The organism is Dyadobacter sp. SG02 (assembly GCF_900109045.1).
In the GTDB taxonomy this organism is placed as follows: Bacteria; Bacteroidota; Bacteroidia; order Cytophagales; family Spirosomataceae; genus Dyadobacter.
On the sequence record NZ_FNYL01000009.1, the window covers coordinates 60,785 to 78,328 of the forward strand.

Here is a 17,544-nt window from a genome sequence, read left to right on the forward strand (position 1 = left end):
TTGCTAACAATGAAATTCAAACATACCATAGCCGGGTTGATACTGGCGATTTCTCTTCCGGCCCTTTACAGCTGCGAAAACCATTTTCTGGACGAAAAGCCGCAGGATTTCCTATCGCCTGTTAACTTTTACCAATCCGAGGCGGATGCCAATGCCGCCGTCATAGCGACCTATGCGAATTTGCGGGGCACCTACAACCAGAACATGTACTTTCTGGCCGATCTGCCCTCCGAGCAGACCAACCCCGGAACTGGTTCGAATATTGACCGTACCAACATCGATAACTTCCAGTTTGAGCCGACCAATACCATCACGACCGCCGTTTGGAACGAAAGTTATTCCACCATCAATCGCGCCAATGCCGTTATAGAACGTGTTCCGGGCATTACCATGGACGCAGGCCGGCAGAATGCGATCATTGGCGAAGCCCGATTTCTGCGCGCGTTGAGCTACTTTCACCTGGTCCGTCTTTTCGGAGGAGTGCCGCTGCGCGTGCAGGAAACCACTTCATTAACGGGCCTGGATGTTGCCCGAAGCCCGGTTGAAGAAGTATATGCGCTGATCATTGCCGATTTAAAAGAGGCGGAAGCTACCCTACCCGACCAGCAGACGGGGACAAATTTGGGAAGAGCCAGCAAAGGGGCCGCTTCAACGCTGCTGGCATATGTATACCTGACCCAAAAGGACTGGACCAATGCAGCGGTCAAATCCCAGGAAGTGATTGACAAGGCAGCTACATATGGCTATTCGCTTTTCGAGAATGCTGCCGATGTGTGGAAAATACAAAACGAAAACAAGCAGGAGCATATCTTCATGTGCCAATACCAATCTGGTCCCGAAGGTTTGGGGAGCCAGTACAACCACTTTTTCACATCGCGCCAAGCCAATGCGATTTTGGTTGGCGGCAGCGGTTATGCGATTCATTTGGTGGAAGATGCATTTTGGAAATCCTTTGCCCCTGGCGACGCCCGGCGCGATGCGTCCATTCTTTCCAGCTTCACCGATCCGAAAACGCAGAAGCTGATCACCTACCCTTCCACCCTGCTTTCCGAATTAAGCATATTTAAATATTATGATCCGGCTTCGTTTGCCCGTAACAACAACAATAACAACTACCCTATCCTGCGGTTCGCCGATGTTTTGCTGATCAATGCGGAAGCGCTTAACGAGTTGAATGGCCCCAGCGAAAAGGCGTACGAAAGCATTAACAAGATCCGCCGCAGGGCAAAACTGGCAGAATTAAAAACGGGCCTGACCCAACAGCAATTCAGGGAAGCGGTATTGCAGGAAAGAAGCTGGGAGTTTTGCTTTGAAAGCAAGCGATTTTTCGATCTGATCCGCACGGAGACGCTCATTCCGGTGATGAAGGCGGCCGGCAAGAACCCGCTCCCGAGAAATTTACTGTACCCTATTCCGCAGAGAGAAATCGATGTCAACAACAAAATTGAACAAGCTGATCAAAACCCTGGATACTAAACAAATGCGCTGCTGGGTCTCTATACTGATTTTACTACTGTTTTTTGGCACAAATGTGGCGACCGCGCAGGAGATTATCCTGCGCGGCAAAGTCCCCGTGTATATTCACCCCGAAGAACCGGCGCCCGTCCGCAAGGCCGTGACCGACCTGCTCAGGGATTTGAACAACGTCTTCGGACAACCTTCGCAGGTAGTTGACAAGTTGCCTGAAAGCGGACCGGTGATCGTTGTAGCCACAGGAACCAGATACGAAGGCAGCCAGAAGCCGGTAAGCGGCTGGGAAGCGCATCAAGTGTATGCAGACCACGGCCGGGTGATCCTGAACGGGGCTGATATGCGTGGGACGATCTACGCGGTTTACAGTTTTAGCGAGCTCGTTCTGGGGGTGAAGCCATTATGGTTCTGGACATCTGAAAAACCGGCCAAAAAGGGAAAAGTCCTCATCGCAGCCGATTACCTGAAAGCATTTTCATCGCCCTATGTGAAGTACCGCGCCTGGCTGCCCAACGATACCGACTTCCTTACGCCGTGGCAAAAGCTTTCAGCCGAAAACTACGAGGCTTTTTACGAAACTATGCTTCGGTTGAAGCTCAACACACTCGAAGGATCCATCGCCGACAAAAGCAGCTTCACCGCCCCATTCCCTGCCGGAAAGGACGCCACGATCGGCCAACGGCGGGGTCTGATCACAACGGGCCACCACATGCAAATTTTCGGTTCGAATTATTCCAATTGGGCTGATTATTGGCAAAAGATCCGCAAACTGCCCGTGCCTGAGCTGAAAATAGCAAACCGGGATGCGTTGAAAGAATGGTGGGCTTATCACATTGATCTCGCCGTGAAAAACAAGCTGGACGTTATCTGGCTGGTGGGCTTCCGAGGCAACCGGGACATCCCGTTCTGGGAATTTTTCCCCGATGCACCGACCGATCCCGCAAGCCGGGCAAAGGTGATCGATGAGATGGTACATATCCAGATCGATCTTTTGAAAGAAAAAATCAAGGATCCGCATCCGCCGATGCGGTTGACACTTTACAACGAAATGTCAACGTTGGTGGCTGGCGGATTCTTCAAATTGCCTGACGAACCTTCATTGATACGAAATTTCGTCGCGGCCCGCCGTGACCATTTCCCGGCTGCCGACGTACGTTCGCATCAGTTTTCCGGCGAACCGGCTGGTTATTATATGAACTTCCAGTTTACTTCGACAGGCTCGCACCTGGCGCAAGCGGAAGGGCCCAGGAAAATGCAGCAGAACTTCCGTATGGTAGATAGCCTAAGCGGAAATAAGTTGATCTTCTCGGTGGTCAATGCGGGCAATATGCGCGAGCACTTACTGGAATTGTCGGCCAATGCAGAGATGATGTGGAATTTCAAGACATTCAAGCCCGAGGAATTTTTGAAATCGTTTAGTGCTAACTATTTCGGAGATCCATTCGGAGCGGAAATCGGCACGCTTTACACTGACTTTTTCAATTCATACTGGCAACAGAAAAAAGGCGATCTGCCGGGTTTTGAACGTCAGTACCTGTTCCAGGATATGCGCTATGCCCGCGCGATGGAAATGCTGCTCAATGATCTGGAAAAGGGAAAATACAGTGTTAACCCGCTGGATAACCACCCGATGGACAATCCTGACAAAGGCAGTGTAGGTTATTTTCGCGTAATCCCGGCCGATAATGCGGCAACAGACCAGCTCGACGCTTTGCTGAAAGGTACCACTTCCAGCATTGCCAAACTCGAAGCAGTAACAGCCAGGGCCGACGGGCTTTATGCTAAAATAAAGCAAGGAAGACATTTCTTCGACGACAACCTGCGCGGCCAGGCATACCTGATGCTGCACCTGAACCGCTCGCTGCAACTGCTGACACTGGCCTACCAAAAACGAGACGACAAACCAGGCAAGCGACAATTGATCGGGCAAAGCCTCGACGAAATTCACCTGGCCCAGCAGCGCCTTCACCAATCCGAACATGATCAGTTCGCAGGCTGGTATGCAAACGATACCAAGTTCGGCATGAAAAATATTGAGCAGCGGCTCACTAACCTGTACAAACAACTGACGCCCTGATCATTGGGGCGCTATTGGCAGCATAAATGCACGAATAGCAAAAATATATGTACGTTTTGCATTAAGTCAAGATTCTTAAAGCCGGTAATTTGTATGCTTATCTAAATTTCAACCCACGGCAACGATAGTGGGCTGCTGTGCTGAATTAAGCTTCACCTAATTGATATTTCATGAAGAAACGCCATGTGCTGCTATCTTTCCTGGGCTCATTTTTGACCTGCTCCGCGCAGCAGATCGCCAAGGATGATCATTTATTTCCGCTTGCGACCAATGAAGAGCATTCGCTCATGGCCGCCTGGGAAAAGAAACCCGTTTTGGAATCCAGGCTGATCGACGATATGGAGACCGAGGGCAAATGGAAAGTAACCAGCATTGGCCGGATGAGCTATACAAACGACCGTGCCAAAGGTGGCAAGAAATCGCTAAGGTTCAGCACTTCTGTTCGCGATACTGCCTATCTGGCCCTGCCGGGCAACAAAAACAAATGGGGCTCGCAGTTTTTCAACATTTCAGGTCAGGCCGGTGCGGCGTCCGTACAGCTGCAATTCCAGACGCCGCAGGACTGGTCGAAATACAACCGCATCTCGTTTTGGGTGTACGTGCATCCGACCTCTCTTCCAAGGCATAATATTAATCTCGGGATTCGAAATGAGGGCACGGTTTCAACGATTCTAAGCTCAGCCAGAAGCCATTATGCCAATGATCTCAAACCAGGCATGTGGAACCACGTCATTTTTGAAATGCCCCATTTGGAGCGCGACAAAGTGACCCAGTTCAGCATTACCCGTGAGCTGACCGGCAATAACCCCGGGGAGGACGAGATGGTTACCTACGACATTGATAACCTGGAAATCCAAAGCGTGCAAACAGACCAGTACGAAGGCTGGAACGTAGCGCCCGGAAAATTCTCGTTCAGCCACATCGGTTATCGTCCGGCTGACGCCAAAGTCGCCCTGGCCGGAGCTGGCGGCAGCAGCAAATTTGAATTGATCGATGCCCGGGATGAAGTGGTTTTTACCGGCAAAGTGCAAGCGGTAACAGGCAAAAACGGAGCTTTCAACCAACTGGATTTTTCGGAATTTAAAAAAGCAGGCATTTACCGCATCCGTTCAGGTAAATTGCTGTCAAACGCATTTCCCATCAACGAAAATGTGTGGCTGGGCCCCATTACCAAGGGTTTGAATTTCTATTTCTGTGAACGTTGCGGATATGAGGTGCCGGGCCTTCATAAAGCCTGTCATATGGACTGGCAAGGCTTCCGCGGGGATGTGAAGAAGGTGATTAATGGCGGTTACCACGATGCGGGCGATCTCTCACAAGGCATCTGGCGCACTTCCATGGCCACTTACGCGATGCTGAGCAACCTGGACGTGTTGCAGAAGGGCAGCGCTAATCCGGCACTGGCGGAAAAGATGCGGGCTGAAATAGCATGGGGCCTGAAATACCTGCTCAAAACGAGGTTCGGCGACGGCTACCACATTCACTGGTGCCGCATGCGTATGTTCACCGACAACATCATTGGAACAGTCGACGATGTATTGATCCCCGCCGAAAACCTGGCCTGGGAAAATTTCCTTGCCGCAGCGGTAGAAAGCAAAGCCTCCAAAGTATTTGAAAAATCAGATCCTGACCTCGCCAAAGAGCTGCGCGCCGCAGCGACCGACGACTGGCAGGCTGCCGTGGCTTCGCGCAAAACGTGGGACGAGGCCACTTATGAAGAAGCGTCCTGGGGAGCAACGGCGTCGCTGTTGCTTGCCAGGCTGACAGGTGAAGAAAGGTATAGCGAACAAGCCGCTTTGTTCGGAAATCTGATCGTACAATGCCAGGAGCAGCGTTTTATCGACGGCATTCCTATCACCGGTTATTTTTACTCCAATACCAAACGCGAGCAGGTGATCCATAACAAGCACTCCGCATTCGAGGAGGCGGCGATGATCGCACTGGCAATGCTTTGCCAGGATCTGCCCGAAGCTGAAAACTGGATGCAATGGTACAGCGCAGCGACATTATATAGTGAATTCTTCCTGAAACGCGGCAGCAAAATATCGGCGCCTTACAACCTGCTGCCCAATTCGGTATGGTCGAAAAGCGAGGTGATGGCGGACAAAGACGAGAAACGGCGTCCCATGCTTTTGAAGCAATTTAACGATGGCACCAGGCTTAATGACGAATATGTGCTGCGCACCTTTCCAATTTGGAATGATAACCTTTTCCATGGGAACACCAATATCCAGCTTTCGGGCAGTTGGGCGCTGGCCGAAGCGTCGAAGCTGCGCGGCGATGCGGAAGGAATGCGGCTCGTTGGAAAGCAGCTGGAATGGGTCATGGGTGCTAACCCGTTCGGGCAAAGCCTGATGTACGGCTCCGGCTACGATTTTCCACCGCAGTTTGCTTACTGTTTAAAGGATATTGTCGGTTCCCTGCCGGTTGGTATGGATAGCCGGGCAGGCGATATGCCTTACTGGCCTGCCACTAACAGTGCGACTTACAAAGAAATGTGGATGGAGCCTGTGAGCCGGTTTATGGGCGCTGTTTCAGTATATTCTTCCATTGATCAATCCGTAAAAGCCGGTCCGCAGCCTGGGAGTGCTATTCAGGTTGAGACCAAATCGGTTCAGGCCGAGAATGGAACGGTGAATGTTACGATGACAATTTCCGGTACTGGTCAGCACGAGCTTTATCTGAATGTTTTCAATGCAACCTCGGACCTCCACGCCAAACAATTCCGGCTCTCGGCCGGGAAGAAAGAAAATATACAATTTCAGCTTTCTGTCGCCGATAAGACAAAACCGTACGTCGCCGTCATTTCAATCGACAAAAACCCAAGTCTCAACCAGGAAATCACGGGATCATACACTGATATTTCCGCATTGGAACGCTGACAGGTACCCATTATACTAAAACCGAAACATGATTAACACAAAAAGCTACTTTCTTACCGCCCTCTTTTTATGCTTCTTATGCCTTGGCGTGGTGCAGGGACAAGTGGGCCCTAATGCCCGGTTAGGAGCCGAAACGGGTGTCCTCGGCCAGGCACCCTCGAAAGAACAGGCAGCACTCGAAAAAGCTAAAACGGACTCACTGGCCAAGGCTGACTACCAACACTTGCTTAAAAGCCTGAACATCCAATTGCCGGTACTCCCCCCTCTCGCAGACGATCCGAACCGCCCGCAAAATACATTCCCAAGGAGCAGCGGCACCGGATACACGGATGCGCAGGGGCGTTCCTATATGCGCTCGCTTTGGGGCGCGTGGATAAATTATGACGAAACCAAAGCGAACGACTACACGCTGCCTGATCCATTGTTATTAAAAAATGGAACGCCGGTTGCCAATGCCGAAACATGGTGGAAAAAGCGGCGCCCGGAAATTGTTAACGACTATGAAACCCAAGTATTCGGGCGCGTGCCATCTTCCGCGCCAAAGGTAAGCTTCGCAGTGAGCAGCATTGACACCGCTGCGTTGGAGGGCCGAGCCATCAAAAAAACCATTGTTGGAAGCATTGATAATTCCGCATTCCCAAACGCAAAGCCGGCTATCCATATAGGCCTGTATCTACCCAAAAACAGCAAAGGGCAGGTGCCGCTCATCGTAATCGTGTCGTCCAACATTTCGGGCAATAACCAGACAGTGAAACTTTTAAATAGCGAGGGCTGGGCTGTCGCTGTTTTTGACGCTATCTCATTGCAGCCTGACAATGGCGCTGGCTTGAACCTGGGCATCATCGGCCTGGTCAATAAAGGCAAACCCAGAAAACCCGAAGATTGGGGCACGATAAGGGCTTGGAGTTGGGGGCTGAGCAAAGCGCTGGACTATTTGCAAACCGAAAAAACGATCAATCCGAAACAGATTGGCATCGAAGGGCATTCCCGCTGGGGCAAAACTGCAATGCTGGCAGCAGCCATGGATACGCGCTGGGCCATCGTCTTTTCCAGCTGTTCGGGATCGGGAGGCGCCTCACTCGAGAAAAGAAACTTTGGCGAAAACCTGGGGGTGATCGCAGGCGAAAGTGAATACCATTGGATGGCCCCGAATTTTGTTAAATACGGCGGCGACTGGCAGGCTTTGCCGGTTGATGCCCACGATATGATGGCGCTGATTGCTCCGCGACCATTGTTTATCGCCGGCGGCACCCAGGATATCTGGGCTGATCCGCTGGGTGAATTCAAAGCGTGCGTCGCGGCGACACCCGTATACAAGTTGCTGGGTAAAACAGGGATTGATGCAGTAGAATCACCGGCTCCAGATATTTCTTTGATGGACAGCGACCTCGCTTTCCGCCTGCACGAAGGCGGCCATACCGATGCACCAGACTGGCCGATTTTCGTTGAGTTTGCGAAGCGGTATTTTAAATAGGGAGAGGATCGATGTCGCATGCTTCAATTAGATTAATTTAGACAATCGAATATTGCATCAGTTTAGAAAATTAAAGTCAGCCACACACGAATGAAAACCACCCTCACGCACCTTCCACAAACCAAACAAGAGCAACTAAAAGAGCTCACTCGGATCATTCTGCAAAAAGTCCCCGCTGAAATGATCATACTATTTGGCAGCTATGCACGTGGTGACTATGTGGAAGATTATCAGGAAAAATACGAATATGTAAGCGATTTCGACATTCTGATCGTCACCAAAGACAGGAATGCCGCTAAGCTAGGAAAAAAACCGCGAGAACTGGAAAAGGAGTTGGCGGCTAATGAGGCTATCACGAGGACCAGCATCATTTACCACAGTATTGGCTTTGTAAATGATAAAATCGAGCGGAACTACTATTTTTTCGTTGATATTTTGAAAGAGGGAGTTTTGCTCTTCAACTCTGGAAATTTTAGGTTATCTGAGCCAAAATTTATGAAACCAGATGAAAGGCAGAAAAAAGCCACTGATGCATTTGATCATTGGTTCAAATCTGCCAATAAATTCTTGGTAGGTTTTCAACTCTATTTCCAGGAAGGAAAAAAGGACCCAGATTTCTATACTAATGCAGCTTTTGAACTTCACCAAGCGACAGAAAGATACTATACAGTAATCCTTCTTGTTTTCACGGATTACAAACCAAAAATCCACGACATTGAAGAGCTTGGAAATCAAGCTGGAAAACTGCACTCGGACTTTGCAACTGCTTTTCCGAGAAATACAGCCGAAGAGGAGCGACTGTTTCAGCTGCTAAAAAAAGCTTACATCGACGCGAGATATGAAAGGCATTACAAAATCGAAAAAGAAGAATTGGAATACCTGAGCGATCGGGTGAAAATTTTGAAAAAACTAACTGAAAGAATTTGCAAAGAGCGGATCGCACAGTTCATAGAAGGTTAAGAAAATGTCAGGTCTTAAATAATGTAAACAAATGAGCCCCGGCTTTAAAAACCAGGGCCCATTTGTTTACAGTCACGTCATCAAAGGCATTTGCAAATAACTCGCATATTGCCCCCCTGTATAAAGGATATGCGTACCTCTATTGTCGGTCATACACCCTGGTGTCCCTGGCATCACGGAACCGATTTCGTCCTTGCTGCTGATCATCACCCGCAAGGTTTCGCCGGCGTAATATGTCATTCCAATGGGGCTCAGCACAATATCCAGCTCCACGACCTCCCCTGTCGAAAGCTTTTCCACCCGGTTGAAACTGTATGCCGGTACTTCGTCGGTTGAAAGGATCGGGTCCAAATGCCTGGCAGAGGTGCGCAAGCGACCGCTTGGCCCTTTATAGCGCAATGCCGAAGCCCCGTCCTGGGTGAAATCCTGCAAAGCGGCATTGCGGTTCGGCACGACGAACTCGCTCAATACATTGCCTAGTTTGTCTATTTTCTGCACCCACACAAATACGTCCATATCATCCGTATTTTCAGCTCCCATGAAGAGTTTTACCTTCGGATAGCCGATAAATGTGGCGTCCTTTTCAAAAGTAGTCTGGAACGATACGCGCACGGGCAATGCCTTTGGAAAGTAACGCAATGGCACCTCGTTTACGTCGGCGGTTGGTTGTAAAGTTCTCGTTCTGCCACTCATATAATAGCGCTGCATGCCGGATTCTTTCGGAGGAAAAGTCTCTGCCACCAAGCCTGTGCGGTTACTGCCCTGAAAATCCAGGATCGAGTAACGTACAGCCGGTGTTTTTTCCCAGCCGTTTTGTTTATTGAGAAGATAGTAATCAAAGAACCGGCGGAGCTCTTCGGTGAATTCCGGATTATAGTAATCTGGCCACTCCTGGGTATCATGGATCCGCAACCACTTTTCAGCAGAGCCGATGGACCGCCACGCGCGGAACGTTCCCATCGTATGGAGCGTGTTGGAGTAACTGGCTACGACATAGGCGGGCACGGTGATTTTGGATACATCGGCGACTTTGTCCTGCCACAACTCGCAGTTTGCCAACGGATAAGCCTCCAATTCGGCGGCCATATCTTCGCGTTGCGCACCCGAGGCGCTCACATGGTTGACTTGCAAACGGTGGATAAAATTCGGATCGGGAATGCCTCCGATATAGGCCAGGTCGCGATAAGCGTCCTGTAAGCCTTCCGTAGGACTGATGCAGGTGAGGTGCGGCGGCTGACCGGCGGCGATAAACCACTGTGAAAATGCCAGGTACGAAGTGCCCGACAAAGCTGTTTTCTGATTGCACCACTCCTGCGCCGCCAACCATTCGATCAGATCGTAGCAATCCTCGGCTTCCTGCGAGCCGATCATCGTAATGTCACCCTCGCTGTGCGCAATGCCACGCGCATCGGGGTTGCACACCGCATAGCCGTGTTGCACCCAATAGGCCGGATCGGGCGCCTCAAACTTGGTTAAGCCCGAGCCCCAGGCATTGCCCATGCCGAGCATGTTGAACAAATTCACATAACGCGGCGCGGTCCCGGCACTTTTTCCATAAGGGCTCCATGCGATCAGCACAGGCACTTTTTCTGTTGTGACAGGCAGGAAGATATCGGTGTAAATGGTAATGCCATCGCGCATTTTAACAGGAACGTCTTTCAGGAACCGGATGTCACAATCCAACGGTTTAAAGCCGGGCGCTATCTGCTCCCCTTTTTTTAAAATGATTTCCCTCGTTTCAAACGGGCTTAGCACGCCGTGTTCAATGCCATTGTCAATGTATTCGAACGCTGGCTTGAAAATCATTTTGTCAGTTATCTTATTCATGACTTCTCAATTTTTGTTGTTGATTGTAATATTCCATTTTTGCCTGACACAAAAGTAAGTCGGGCCCGACGCTGATGGATAAACTAATCAAACTGAAAAGTATAAATTTCAAACCTAGCTCGCTCGATAAAATTTGGGATTATGGCCGGTCGCTTTCTTGAAGGAATTGCTGAAATAATTCGGGTATTCGAAGCCTAATGCGAATGCAATGTCGGTGATGCTCCAATCGGTGTAGCGCAGCAACGTAATCGCCTCGGCAATGATACGCTCGCTGATGACCGTAGTGGTGGATTTCCCCGTAATGTCCTTCACGGAACGGTTCAGGTAGTTGACGTGAATAGATAGCTGGTCGGCAAAATCCGTCGCCGATCTGAGTTTTAAAGGCGCATTCGGACTTTCGATCGGGAATTGCCGTTCGAGCATTTCCATAAACTGCGTGCTGACCCGCAGCGACGCATTGTTGTATTGGATAAAATGCTCTGAGGGCCGCATTTGCAGCGCATTGTGTACGATAAGCTGGATGTAACTGCGCATCAGGTCGTCCTTGTACAGATAATCAGTCGAATCCGCGGCGATCATCGTGTCAAAAATGGCTGCAAGGTTGGCCTGCTGTATTTCGTCGAGCTTGAATGCGGGCGTACTTTCCGTTTTAAACAAGGGCGATTGCCTGATGCTTTCCAGCCGCTCGATTGGTTTGAGAAATTCCTCCGTAAACACACAAGAGTAGCCCGAGTGGTTTTCAGAAATAATCTCGGTCGAATACGGCACACGGGAGTTGGCAAAGTACAGATACACCCCATCCAGGTGCGTAACATGGTCGCCGTAATGGATTTTGCTGTTGCCGACGCTCAACAGGATGAGAAAGAAATGCCTGCGACCAAAAGCAGTCGGCCTCCCGCTGGGCACCTTGTTCCAGCTCACCTTGAAGCCCCGATGCCTCAGGATCGATTTTAATGCCGGAGCGGGAAATTCATCAGATACACCCATAGCTCCAAATGTATAAAATCAATACAATTGTAAGTAGGCAACGAGTTTGAAATACTAATTTTCACTTGATATCACCGAAATGAACAGTCTCGTAGGTATTATTCGGGTCGTCGAGCAGCTGAATGGTTGTCGAAGGGCCCAAATCCGGGGCAGACCATGAGCGGAGTGCCCAAACAATCTTTTTGTCGGGCGTCACTTCAATGGCTTGCACCGGCGCATTGTTCACATCGAGTTTGTCGCTCCATTGGTTAAACCAGTTATTGATCAATGTGTTGCCATTCGGGAGGCGTACTGCAATCTGAGGGTTGGTAATTTTATAACCATTGGCGCCAGCTAGCGGGTAATCCCACACTACCTTGCCCGTACGGGTGATTTCTGTTACGATGTTCCGGTTACTCGCAGTCAGCAGGTTACCGTTTTTCAGGGGAACCGCCGACCAGACGCTTGGCACGTCGATGGAGGAGAGCAGCTTTCCGTTCAGATCGTATTCATTGACTTTGCCCAAATCCATGTGCGCGACCAGCAGGGTACCCTCTGCCGTTAGCCGCGCGTGCCTGATCTGCCCGTGTGTACCGCTTTTAAAAGGCAATTCAAACTCCTTTACCGCCTTGTTTGTCTTGATATTGTAAACAAAGACTTTTGCAGGTTTTCCGTTTTGCACCAGTACCACATGATCCTTACCCACGGGCTGGGCCGTATGCGTTTCGAATCCTTCGGGCGCGTCGTATTTCCAAAGCACCTTTTTATCCTTGTTGATGAGGGTCACTCCGTACTGATGGGCGAACAAAATATCCCCATTTCGCATCAATATGGCATCGCTGATCTCTCCCCTACCCGTTGTGTCGATGTACGACCATGCGACCTGCCCACCCTTGATGATATACATATTACGCGATTTTGCTTCGCCCGCATAAAAGAAATCAAACCGATGGAGGCCATCGCCAGGCAAGCTGGCCGGCGCGACGGGCACTTTGTTATCTGCCGTTTGCGCCGTTGCCTGGCTGCCCATGCAGGCCATGGTGGCAATGGTGAGGATTCGTAAAACGGCAAGACGCCGTATTTGAGGAATATTCATCGTTGAGTCTGTTTAAATGTGATAGCAAGTTCCTTGATCCTGATTTACAAATTGATCATTGAAGCACTGCGGCCCAGCCGCCGTTACGGACCATTTTGATCTTAATCTTATCGGCTGATTTCACCTGCTTCACATTTCGGCGGTAATCCATCGCCTGCTTTCCGGCATTCATCCCATCCTCAAAAGAGGTCATCGAATAGGTTTTACTTTTGTCGAGAAAACTCAGATCCAGCTCGATCGTCCGCTCCTTTTCCTTGCCGTTTGTAATAGCTCCAATGAACCATTTGTCCCCTTTGCGTTTGGCAACCACGGCCACCTCTCCGGCTACGGCCGCCAGGGCCTTGGTTTCATCCCAGGTGGTTGGCACATTGGTAATAAACTCGGTACACTCCTGATTCCGGTAGTAAAGGGTCGGGTTATCGGCCAGCATTTGAATGCCGCTTTCGAAAACCACATACAATGCAAGTTGATAGGCCCTGGTACCGATGGCGGTTGCATTGGGTCTTACCCCGCGGTTTACGTCGGGCTGCATATTCAGCATCGCGCCCGGTGTGAAATCCATGGGCCCCACCGCGTTGCGCATAAAGGGAAGATAAATGCTGTTGTCCGGCGTACATCCACCCATTTGCTCCATTCCCCTTACCCCTTCGTAAGAAATCACGTTTGGATATTTGTATTCCAGGCCCGCAGGTTTGAACGAGCCGTGAAAATCCACCATTATGTGATATTTAGCCGCTTCTCTGGCGACATTCTCGTAATAGTTGACCATCCACTGGTCACTGCGATCCATAAAGTCGATTTTAACCCCTTTTATCCCCCATTCCTGAAATGTTTTGAAAAGGTCCATGTGGTTATGGACGGTGAGCCAGGTGAGCCACAGGATGATATTCACATTTTTGGTCTTGCCATAACGGATCAATTCCTTGACGTCTACTTTGGGATTGGGTGTGTAGGGATCGGTCGTGCTTTTTGCCCAGCCCTCGTCCATGACGATGTATTTGATACCAAACTTCGAAGCGAAATCGATGTAATATTTGTAGGTTTCAAGGTTGTAGCCGGATTCAAAATTGACATCGGGCCCGTACGGTGTCGCGTCATTCCACCATTCCCAGCTCGCCTGGCCAGGCTTAACCCAGGTCGGATCGGCAATTTCACTTTTAGCGGCCAGTTTTAAAGTCATCGTGTTTTCCAACAGCTGCTTATCGTCGGAGGTAATGACGAAATAGCGCCACGGGAAACTACGGGTACCGGAAGTTTTTGCGATGTAGTCCGCCGATTTGGTGATTTTTTGACTGCGGTCGCCATCCGGACCGAATTCCAGCGGGACTTTCGGAAAGGCGCTGGCCATTCCGTTGCTTCCTGTTCCTTTGAAAAAAAGCGCCGGATAGTCGGACAGGTCGGATTCACTGACCAAAATTTTATGCTTCTTTTTCGTATCGATCAGCACGGGCAGGTTGGCCATCGGATCGGTGGATTTCCAGGATGTCGATTCAACATGCTGGTAGGGCTCCTCGTAAGCTGTTTTAAATCCCTTGTTTTGCTGTAAATGAAGGATATACTCCGATGGGAAATTGACAGTAACCTGCTCCCCTGCGACTTCGATCTCCCCTTTTTTCGAAGTAATAAACCGGTATGCGACACCCTCGTCAAAAGCGCGGAATTCTAACGCAAAATCGTGTTTGAATTTCAGGATCAAACCGTTGTACTCATTCCTGACAGTCGAAAACTTCAATGCGACAAACGGCTTGATCAGATCTCCGCCTTTCGTCTTTTTAGCACTGACGAGCTGCGGATTGTTGCCCAATACTTCGTCTTTGAGCGAAAGGGACAAATGATTATTCCGAAGTATTGGCTCATCCTGGTCTGAAATCGTAAAAAGTATTTTATCCTCGATGACGATGGAAACTTTGAGCTTACCACCAGGGGATCTTAATTCAAACGTTTCCTGCTTTCCATAGACAGGCGCAAACAGACATAGAGAAATGCTGATACAAGCAGCAATGCGGGTAAACAGATACATATTTGAGATGATTACAACACCCTTCAAAAACTTAAAGGAATAGTGCAAATCTCAGACTTGGAAAGCTATTTCGGTCGATGCAAACGTGCATTCTTTTTTGCAAAACGTCCACTTTATCGCCGCTGGCGTTCTTAAATACCCGTCCAAATCCCGCAACCAACAGTTGCCGCATGTCTTATTTTATGGTTCTTCCGCTATACTTGTTTCTGATTTGACTACGTTACGCAAACTTGCGCCGACGCGGGACTTATCATCATAGAACCAATTTGGAGGACATTCAGCCACTCGCCTGTTGGGTCCCCAAGATCTGGCACAATTTTTCTACGACCTTTTTTGCGCGCTCGTCGCATAGGGTTGTATTTCAATTAGTCTTAACCGTTAAAATGAGAGCAAAAACTGTACTCGTGTTCGATGATGATTTAGATCTGCTGGACATATTCAGGTTCCTCTTTGAGGGAGCGGGCTGGAAAGTCCATACATCCAACAATTGTAGTGAAGTGGTAAGCAAAGTCCGGGAGGTTGCTCCCGATGTTATATTGATGGATAATTGGATACCGCCGACAGGGGGAATCGTCGCCACCCAGGCCCTGAAAAAGGACAGTGAACTACTGCCAATTCCCATTATTTTCGTTTCCGCCAACAACGACATTAAAGACTTGGCGGCCAAGGCGGGCGCGGATGCCTATCTGCCAAAGCCCTTTGATTTTGTTGTATTTATCCCAATAGCGGTGGTAGATTTCATCGAATGCACCGTCTTCGCCATCCTTTATCAATCCGGTGAGCTTCCAAGCGAAAACAATTTATTGTGTTAATCAAATATTAAACTATAACATTTACACAATATTTGTTAAAAAATAAAAAGGTAGGTATAATTAGCAAGTAAAATAGCATTTATCTCGAATAAAAGTTGGTTCAAGCCGCAGATCACAACTTTTTGTAAGACTCCCTCACATCGTTTTTTCCGTCTTTTAGTGCCAGAGTACATATTTAGAATCAGCGTCATAAATTTTGATGATATCTAAAATATCCTAAACCATGAACCCCAAATACGACGAAAGGTCGGTTTTAAAAAGAATTTCGGAAGGTGACGAAATTGCCTTCTCGGATATCTACCTTCGCTATAAGCCTCTTTTGTACCGCTTTGTATTCAATATCCTCAAATCCGCCGACCAGACCAACGATTCCTGCCAGGATATTTTCATTAAAATATGGGAAGACCGTGCCAGGTTGCCGGATGTCATTTCCTTCAAGCATTACCTGCTCACGGTCGCTAAGAATCACAGTATCAACGTACTTAGAAAAATGCTGTCGGATGAGAAGATGCTCGCCTCGTTCGTCACCTCCTATAATGAGCAGGTCCATGATGTCGAGGATGAAATTCAGTCGGCGGAATACAAACACTTCATTTCATCGGTGCTGCTGACGCTGACGCCGCAAAGCAAACGCATATTTCAGCTTTGCAGGCAGCAGGGGCTTTCTTATGACGAGGCGGCGGAGGAAGTAGGTGTTTCGAGAAATATCATCAAAAAACACATGATCAAATCGATGAAGATCTTCCGCCACGCCGTCGAAAAGGACTTTGGCATTGCTTTGAAATCGCTGATCTGCATTTCCTCCCATCTTCTGCATGAATACCTCTGACCGCTTGCCCGAAAACGGTTATGCAAGGGTATTTAAGTTTCGCCCAATTATATTAAGTTGTGAGAAAATATAAATTTTCTTCAAAAATCATTTTTTCAACCTTTTAAGGGGGCCCTACCTTTCCCCGAAAACTGTCTTACAGTCAACAATTCAAAATCATGACAGATCGCAAATTGCTCAGGAGGCTTGTGGAGAGATACTATACCAACCAGGCGACTCCCGAGGAGCTTGCAGTATTCATTCATTTACAGAAAGAAGGAGCCCTGGATGAAGTCCTTAATGAATATCTGAACGATGTGGTGGCCGAAGAGGTGCAAAACGACGAGGACGTGAAAAAGACCTGGTTGCCAGCCCGACACATATGGAGGTACGTTGCGTCCGTGAGCATTCTCCTGATCTGCGGTTATCTGTCGTTCGATTATTGGGAGAAAAATCAGTACATCACGGTTCAGACAGACCGTTACAAGGAGAAAAAAATTGAGCTTTCCGATGGTTCCGTCGTTACTTTGAACCGCAACAGTGCATTTAAATATCCTAAAAAATGGACAGGCGATGCCAGGGAAGTCAGCCTGCAATCGGGAGAAGCATATTTTCAGATAACCAAAAATGATGAATACCGGTCGTTTATTGTCCACATGCCCGATAAGCTGGAAATAGGCGTATTGGGGACGGCTTTTAATGCGGCAAGCCGTGACGGGGAAACACGGATTTATCTCGAAACAGGCGAAATTAAAATAGCTTATGAGGACAAAGAAGCCCTTTTGGCAGCCGGTGAACAGGCGTATTTCAACAACGCCACGAAGGCACTGGAGGTGATGCAGGGTAATGGTGAAGCCTCGCTTGCCTGGAAGGATAACATGTTTTTCTTTGACGATACGCCGCTGCCCGAAATAGCGGCAACACTGGAAGATTTCTATCATATCAAAATCCTGATCCACGGCACGGACGTCGGAGGCCTGCGGTTCACAGGTAAGATCTCCCGCAGCGACAGGGATGCCGTTCTGGCGGTCATTTCCCGGACACTGCGGATCGATATCAGGGCAGACGGACGCCCTGCCGTTGCCGACGATCCGGGGCCGGATTACCAATTGTCTGACTAATACCTAACTGATTTATCTACATAAACTTGGA

General features: G+C 49.0%; 12 protein-coding genes. 8 read left to right on the forward strand and 4 right to left on the reverse strand.

Going from position 1 to position 17,544, the window contains the following annotated elements; all coding sequences use genetic code 11:
• Nucleotides 1-9 precede the first annotated feature (9 nt).
• From BMW93_RS21045 to BMW93_RS21065, 5 genes are all read left to right on the forward strand, one after another.
• Entirely contained in the window at nt 10-1,476 is a 1,467-nt protein-coding gene (locus BMW93_RS21045) for a RagB/SusD family nutrient uptake outer membrane protein (RefSeq protein ID WP_090380951.1), read from the forward strand.
• A complete protein-coding gene (locus BMW93_RS21050) occupies nt 1,430-3,547 on the forward strand; it encodes a glycosyl hydrolase 115 family protein (protein WP_090380953.1) in 2,118 nt (705 codons plus the stop codon). The genes BMW93_RS21045 and BMW93_RS21050 overlap by 47 nt, the downstream gene beginning before the upstream one ends.
• A gap of 170 nt (nt 3,548-3,717) precedes the next feature.
• Nucleotides 3,718-6,429, forward strand: a complete 2,712-nt coding sequence (locus BMW93_RS21055) for a glycoside hydrolase family 9 protein (RefSeq protein ID WP_090380956.1) — start codon at nt 3,718-3,720, stop codon at nt 6,427-6,429.
• A gap of 28 nt (nt 6,430-6,457) precedes the next feature.
• Nucleotides 6,458-7,903 carry an acetylxylan esterase gene (locus tag BMW93_RS21060; protein ID WP_090380959.1) on the forward strand — a complete coding sequence of 482 codons (1,446 nt, stop codon included), beginning with the start codon at nt 6,458-6,460 and terminating at the stop codon, nt 7,901-7,903.
• 90 nt (nt 7,904-7,993) lie between these two features.
• A complete protein-coding gene (locus BMW93_RS21065) occupies nt 7,994-8,863 on the forward strand; it encodes a HEPN domain-containing protein (protein ID WP_090380963.1) in 870 nt (289 codons plus the stop codon).
• Between the two features lie 72 nt (nt 8,864-8,935).
• Here the strand turns inward: BMW93_RS21065 and BMW93_RS21070 are convergent, their stop codons facing one another.
• The 4 genes from BMW93_RS21070 to BMW93_RS21085 form a co-directional block, all read right to left on the reverse strand.
• Nucleotides 8,936-10,690 carry a CocE/NonD family hydrolase gene (locus BMW93_RS21070; RefSeq protein ID WP_090380965.1) on the reverse strand — a complete coding sequence of 585 codons (1,755 nt, stop codon included), beginning with the start codon at nt 10,688-10,690 and terminating at the stop codon, nt 8,936-8,938.
• 114 nt (nt 10,691-10,804) lie between these two features.
• On the reverse strand, nt 10,805-11,677 hold the full coding sequence (locus tag BMW93_RS21075; RefSeq protein ID WP_090380968.1) for an AraC family transcriptional regulator: 873 nt from the start codon (nt 11,675-11,677) through the stop codon (nt 10,805-10,807).
• A gap of 61 nt (nt 11,678-11,738) precedes the next feature.
• Nucleotides 11,739-12,752 (reverse strand): PQQ-binding-like beta-propeller repeat protein, encoded by a 1,014-nt coding sequence (locus BMW93_RS21080; RefSeq protein ID WP_090380971.1) that lies wholly within the window; start codon nt 12,750-12,752, stop codon nt 11,739-11,741.
• 55 nt (nt 12,753-12,807) lie between these two features.
• Nucleotides 12,808-14,772, reverse strand: a complete 1,965-nt coding sequence (locus tag BMW93_RS21085; protein WP_090380974.1) for a glycoside hydrolase family 97 protein — start codon at nt 14,770-14,772, stop codon at nt 12,808-12,810.
• A gap of 383 nt (nt 14,773-15,155) precedes the next feature.
• Here BMW93_RS21085 and BMW93_RS21090 point away from each other — a divergent pair, with 383 nt between their 5' ends.
• From BMW93_RS21090 to BMW93_RS21100, 3 genes are all read left to right on the forward strand, one after another.
• Nucleotides 15,156-15,584 (forward strand): PleD family two-component system response regulator, encoded by a 429-nt coding sequence (locus tag BMW93_RS21090; RefSeq protein ID WP_090380976.1) that lies wholly within the window; start codon nt 15,156-15,158, stop codon nt 15,582-15,584.
• A 223-nt stretch (nt 15,585-15,807) separates the two neighbouring features.
• The gene (locus BMW93_RS21095; protein WP_090380979.1) at nt 15,808-16,413 is read left to right on the forward strand and encodes an RNA polymerase sigma factor; all 606 of its coding nucleotides are present in this window, start codon (nt 15,808-15,810) and stop codon (nt 16,411-16,413) included.
• Nucleotides 16,414-16,571: 158 nt separating this feature from the next.
• Complete coding sequence (locus BMW93_RS21100) at nt 16,572-17,513, forward strand: FecR family protein (RefSeq protein ID WP_090380981.1); 942 nt, start codon at nt 16,572-16,574, stop codon at nt 17,511-17,513.
• Nucleotides 17,514-17,544: the final 31 nt, after the last annotated feature.

What these genes read in the sequence shown, in the direction of transcription:
- BMW93_RS21045 (WP_090380951.1), top strand. Translation starts at nt 10, where the DNA reads ATGAAATTCAAACATACCATAGCCGGGTTGATACTGGCGATTTCTCTT.
- BMW93_RS21050 (WP_090380953.1), top strand. Translation starts at nt 1,430, where the DNA reads ATGTCAACAACAAAATTGAACAAGCTGATCAAAACCCTGGATACTAAA.
- BMW93_RS21055 (WP_090380956.1), top strand. Translation starts at nt 3,718, where the DNA reads ATGAAGAAACGCCATGTGCTGCTATCTTTCCTGGGCTCATTTTTGACC.
- BMW93_RS21060 (WP_090380959.1), top strand. Translation starts at nt 6,458, where the DNA reads ATGATTAACACAAAAAGCTACTTTCTTACCGCCCTCTTTTTATGCTTC.
- BMW93_RS21065 (WP_090380963.1), top strand. Translation starts at nt 7,994, where the DNA reads ATGAAAACCACCCTCACGCACCTTCCACAAACCAAACAAGAGCAACTA.
- BMW93_RS21070 (WP_090380965.1), bottom strand. Translation starts at nt 10,690, where the DNA reads ATGAATAAGATAACTGACAAAATGATTTTCAAGCCAGCGTTCGAATAC.
- BMW93_RS21075 (WP_090380968.1), bottom strand. Translation starts at nt 11,677, where the DNA reads ATGGGTGTATCTGATGAATTTCCCGCTCCGGCATTAAAATCGATCCTG.
- BMW93_RS21080 (WP_090380971.1), bottom strand. Translation starts at nt 12,752, where the DNA reads ATGAATATTCCTCAAATACGGCGTCTTGCCGTTTTACGAATCCTCACC.
- BMW93_RS21085 (WP_090380974.1), bottom strand. Translation starts at nt 14,772, where the DNA reads ATGTATCTGTTTACCCGCATTGCTGCTTGTATCAGCATTTCTCTATGT.
- BMW93_RS21090 (WP_090380976.1), top strand. Translation starts at nt 15,156, where the DNA reads ATGAGAGCAAAAACTGTACTCGTGTTCGATGATGATTTAGATCTGCTG.
- BMW93_RS21095 (WP_090380979.1), top strand. Translation starts at nt 15,808, where the DNA reads ATGAACCCCAAATACGACGAAAGGTCGGTTTTAAAAAGAATTTCGGAA.
- BMW93_RS21100 (WP_090380981.1), top strand. Translation starts at nt 16,572, where the DNA reads ATGACAGATCGCAAATTGCTCAGGAGGCTTGTGGAGAGATACTATACC.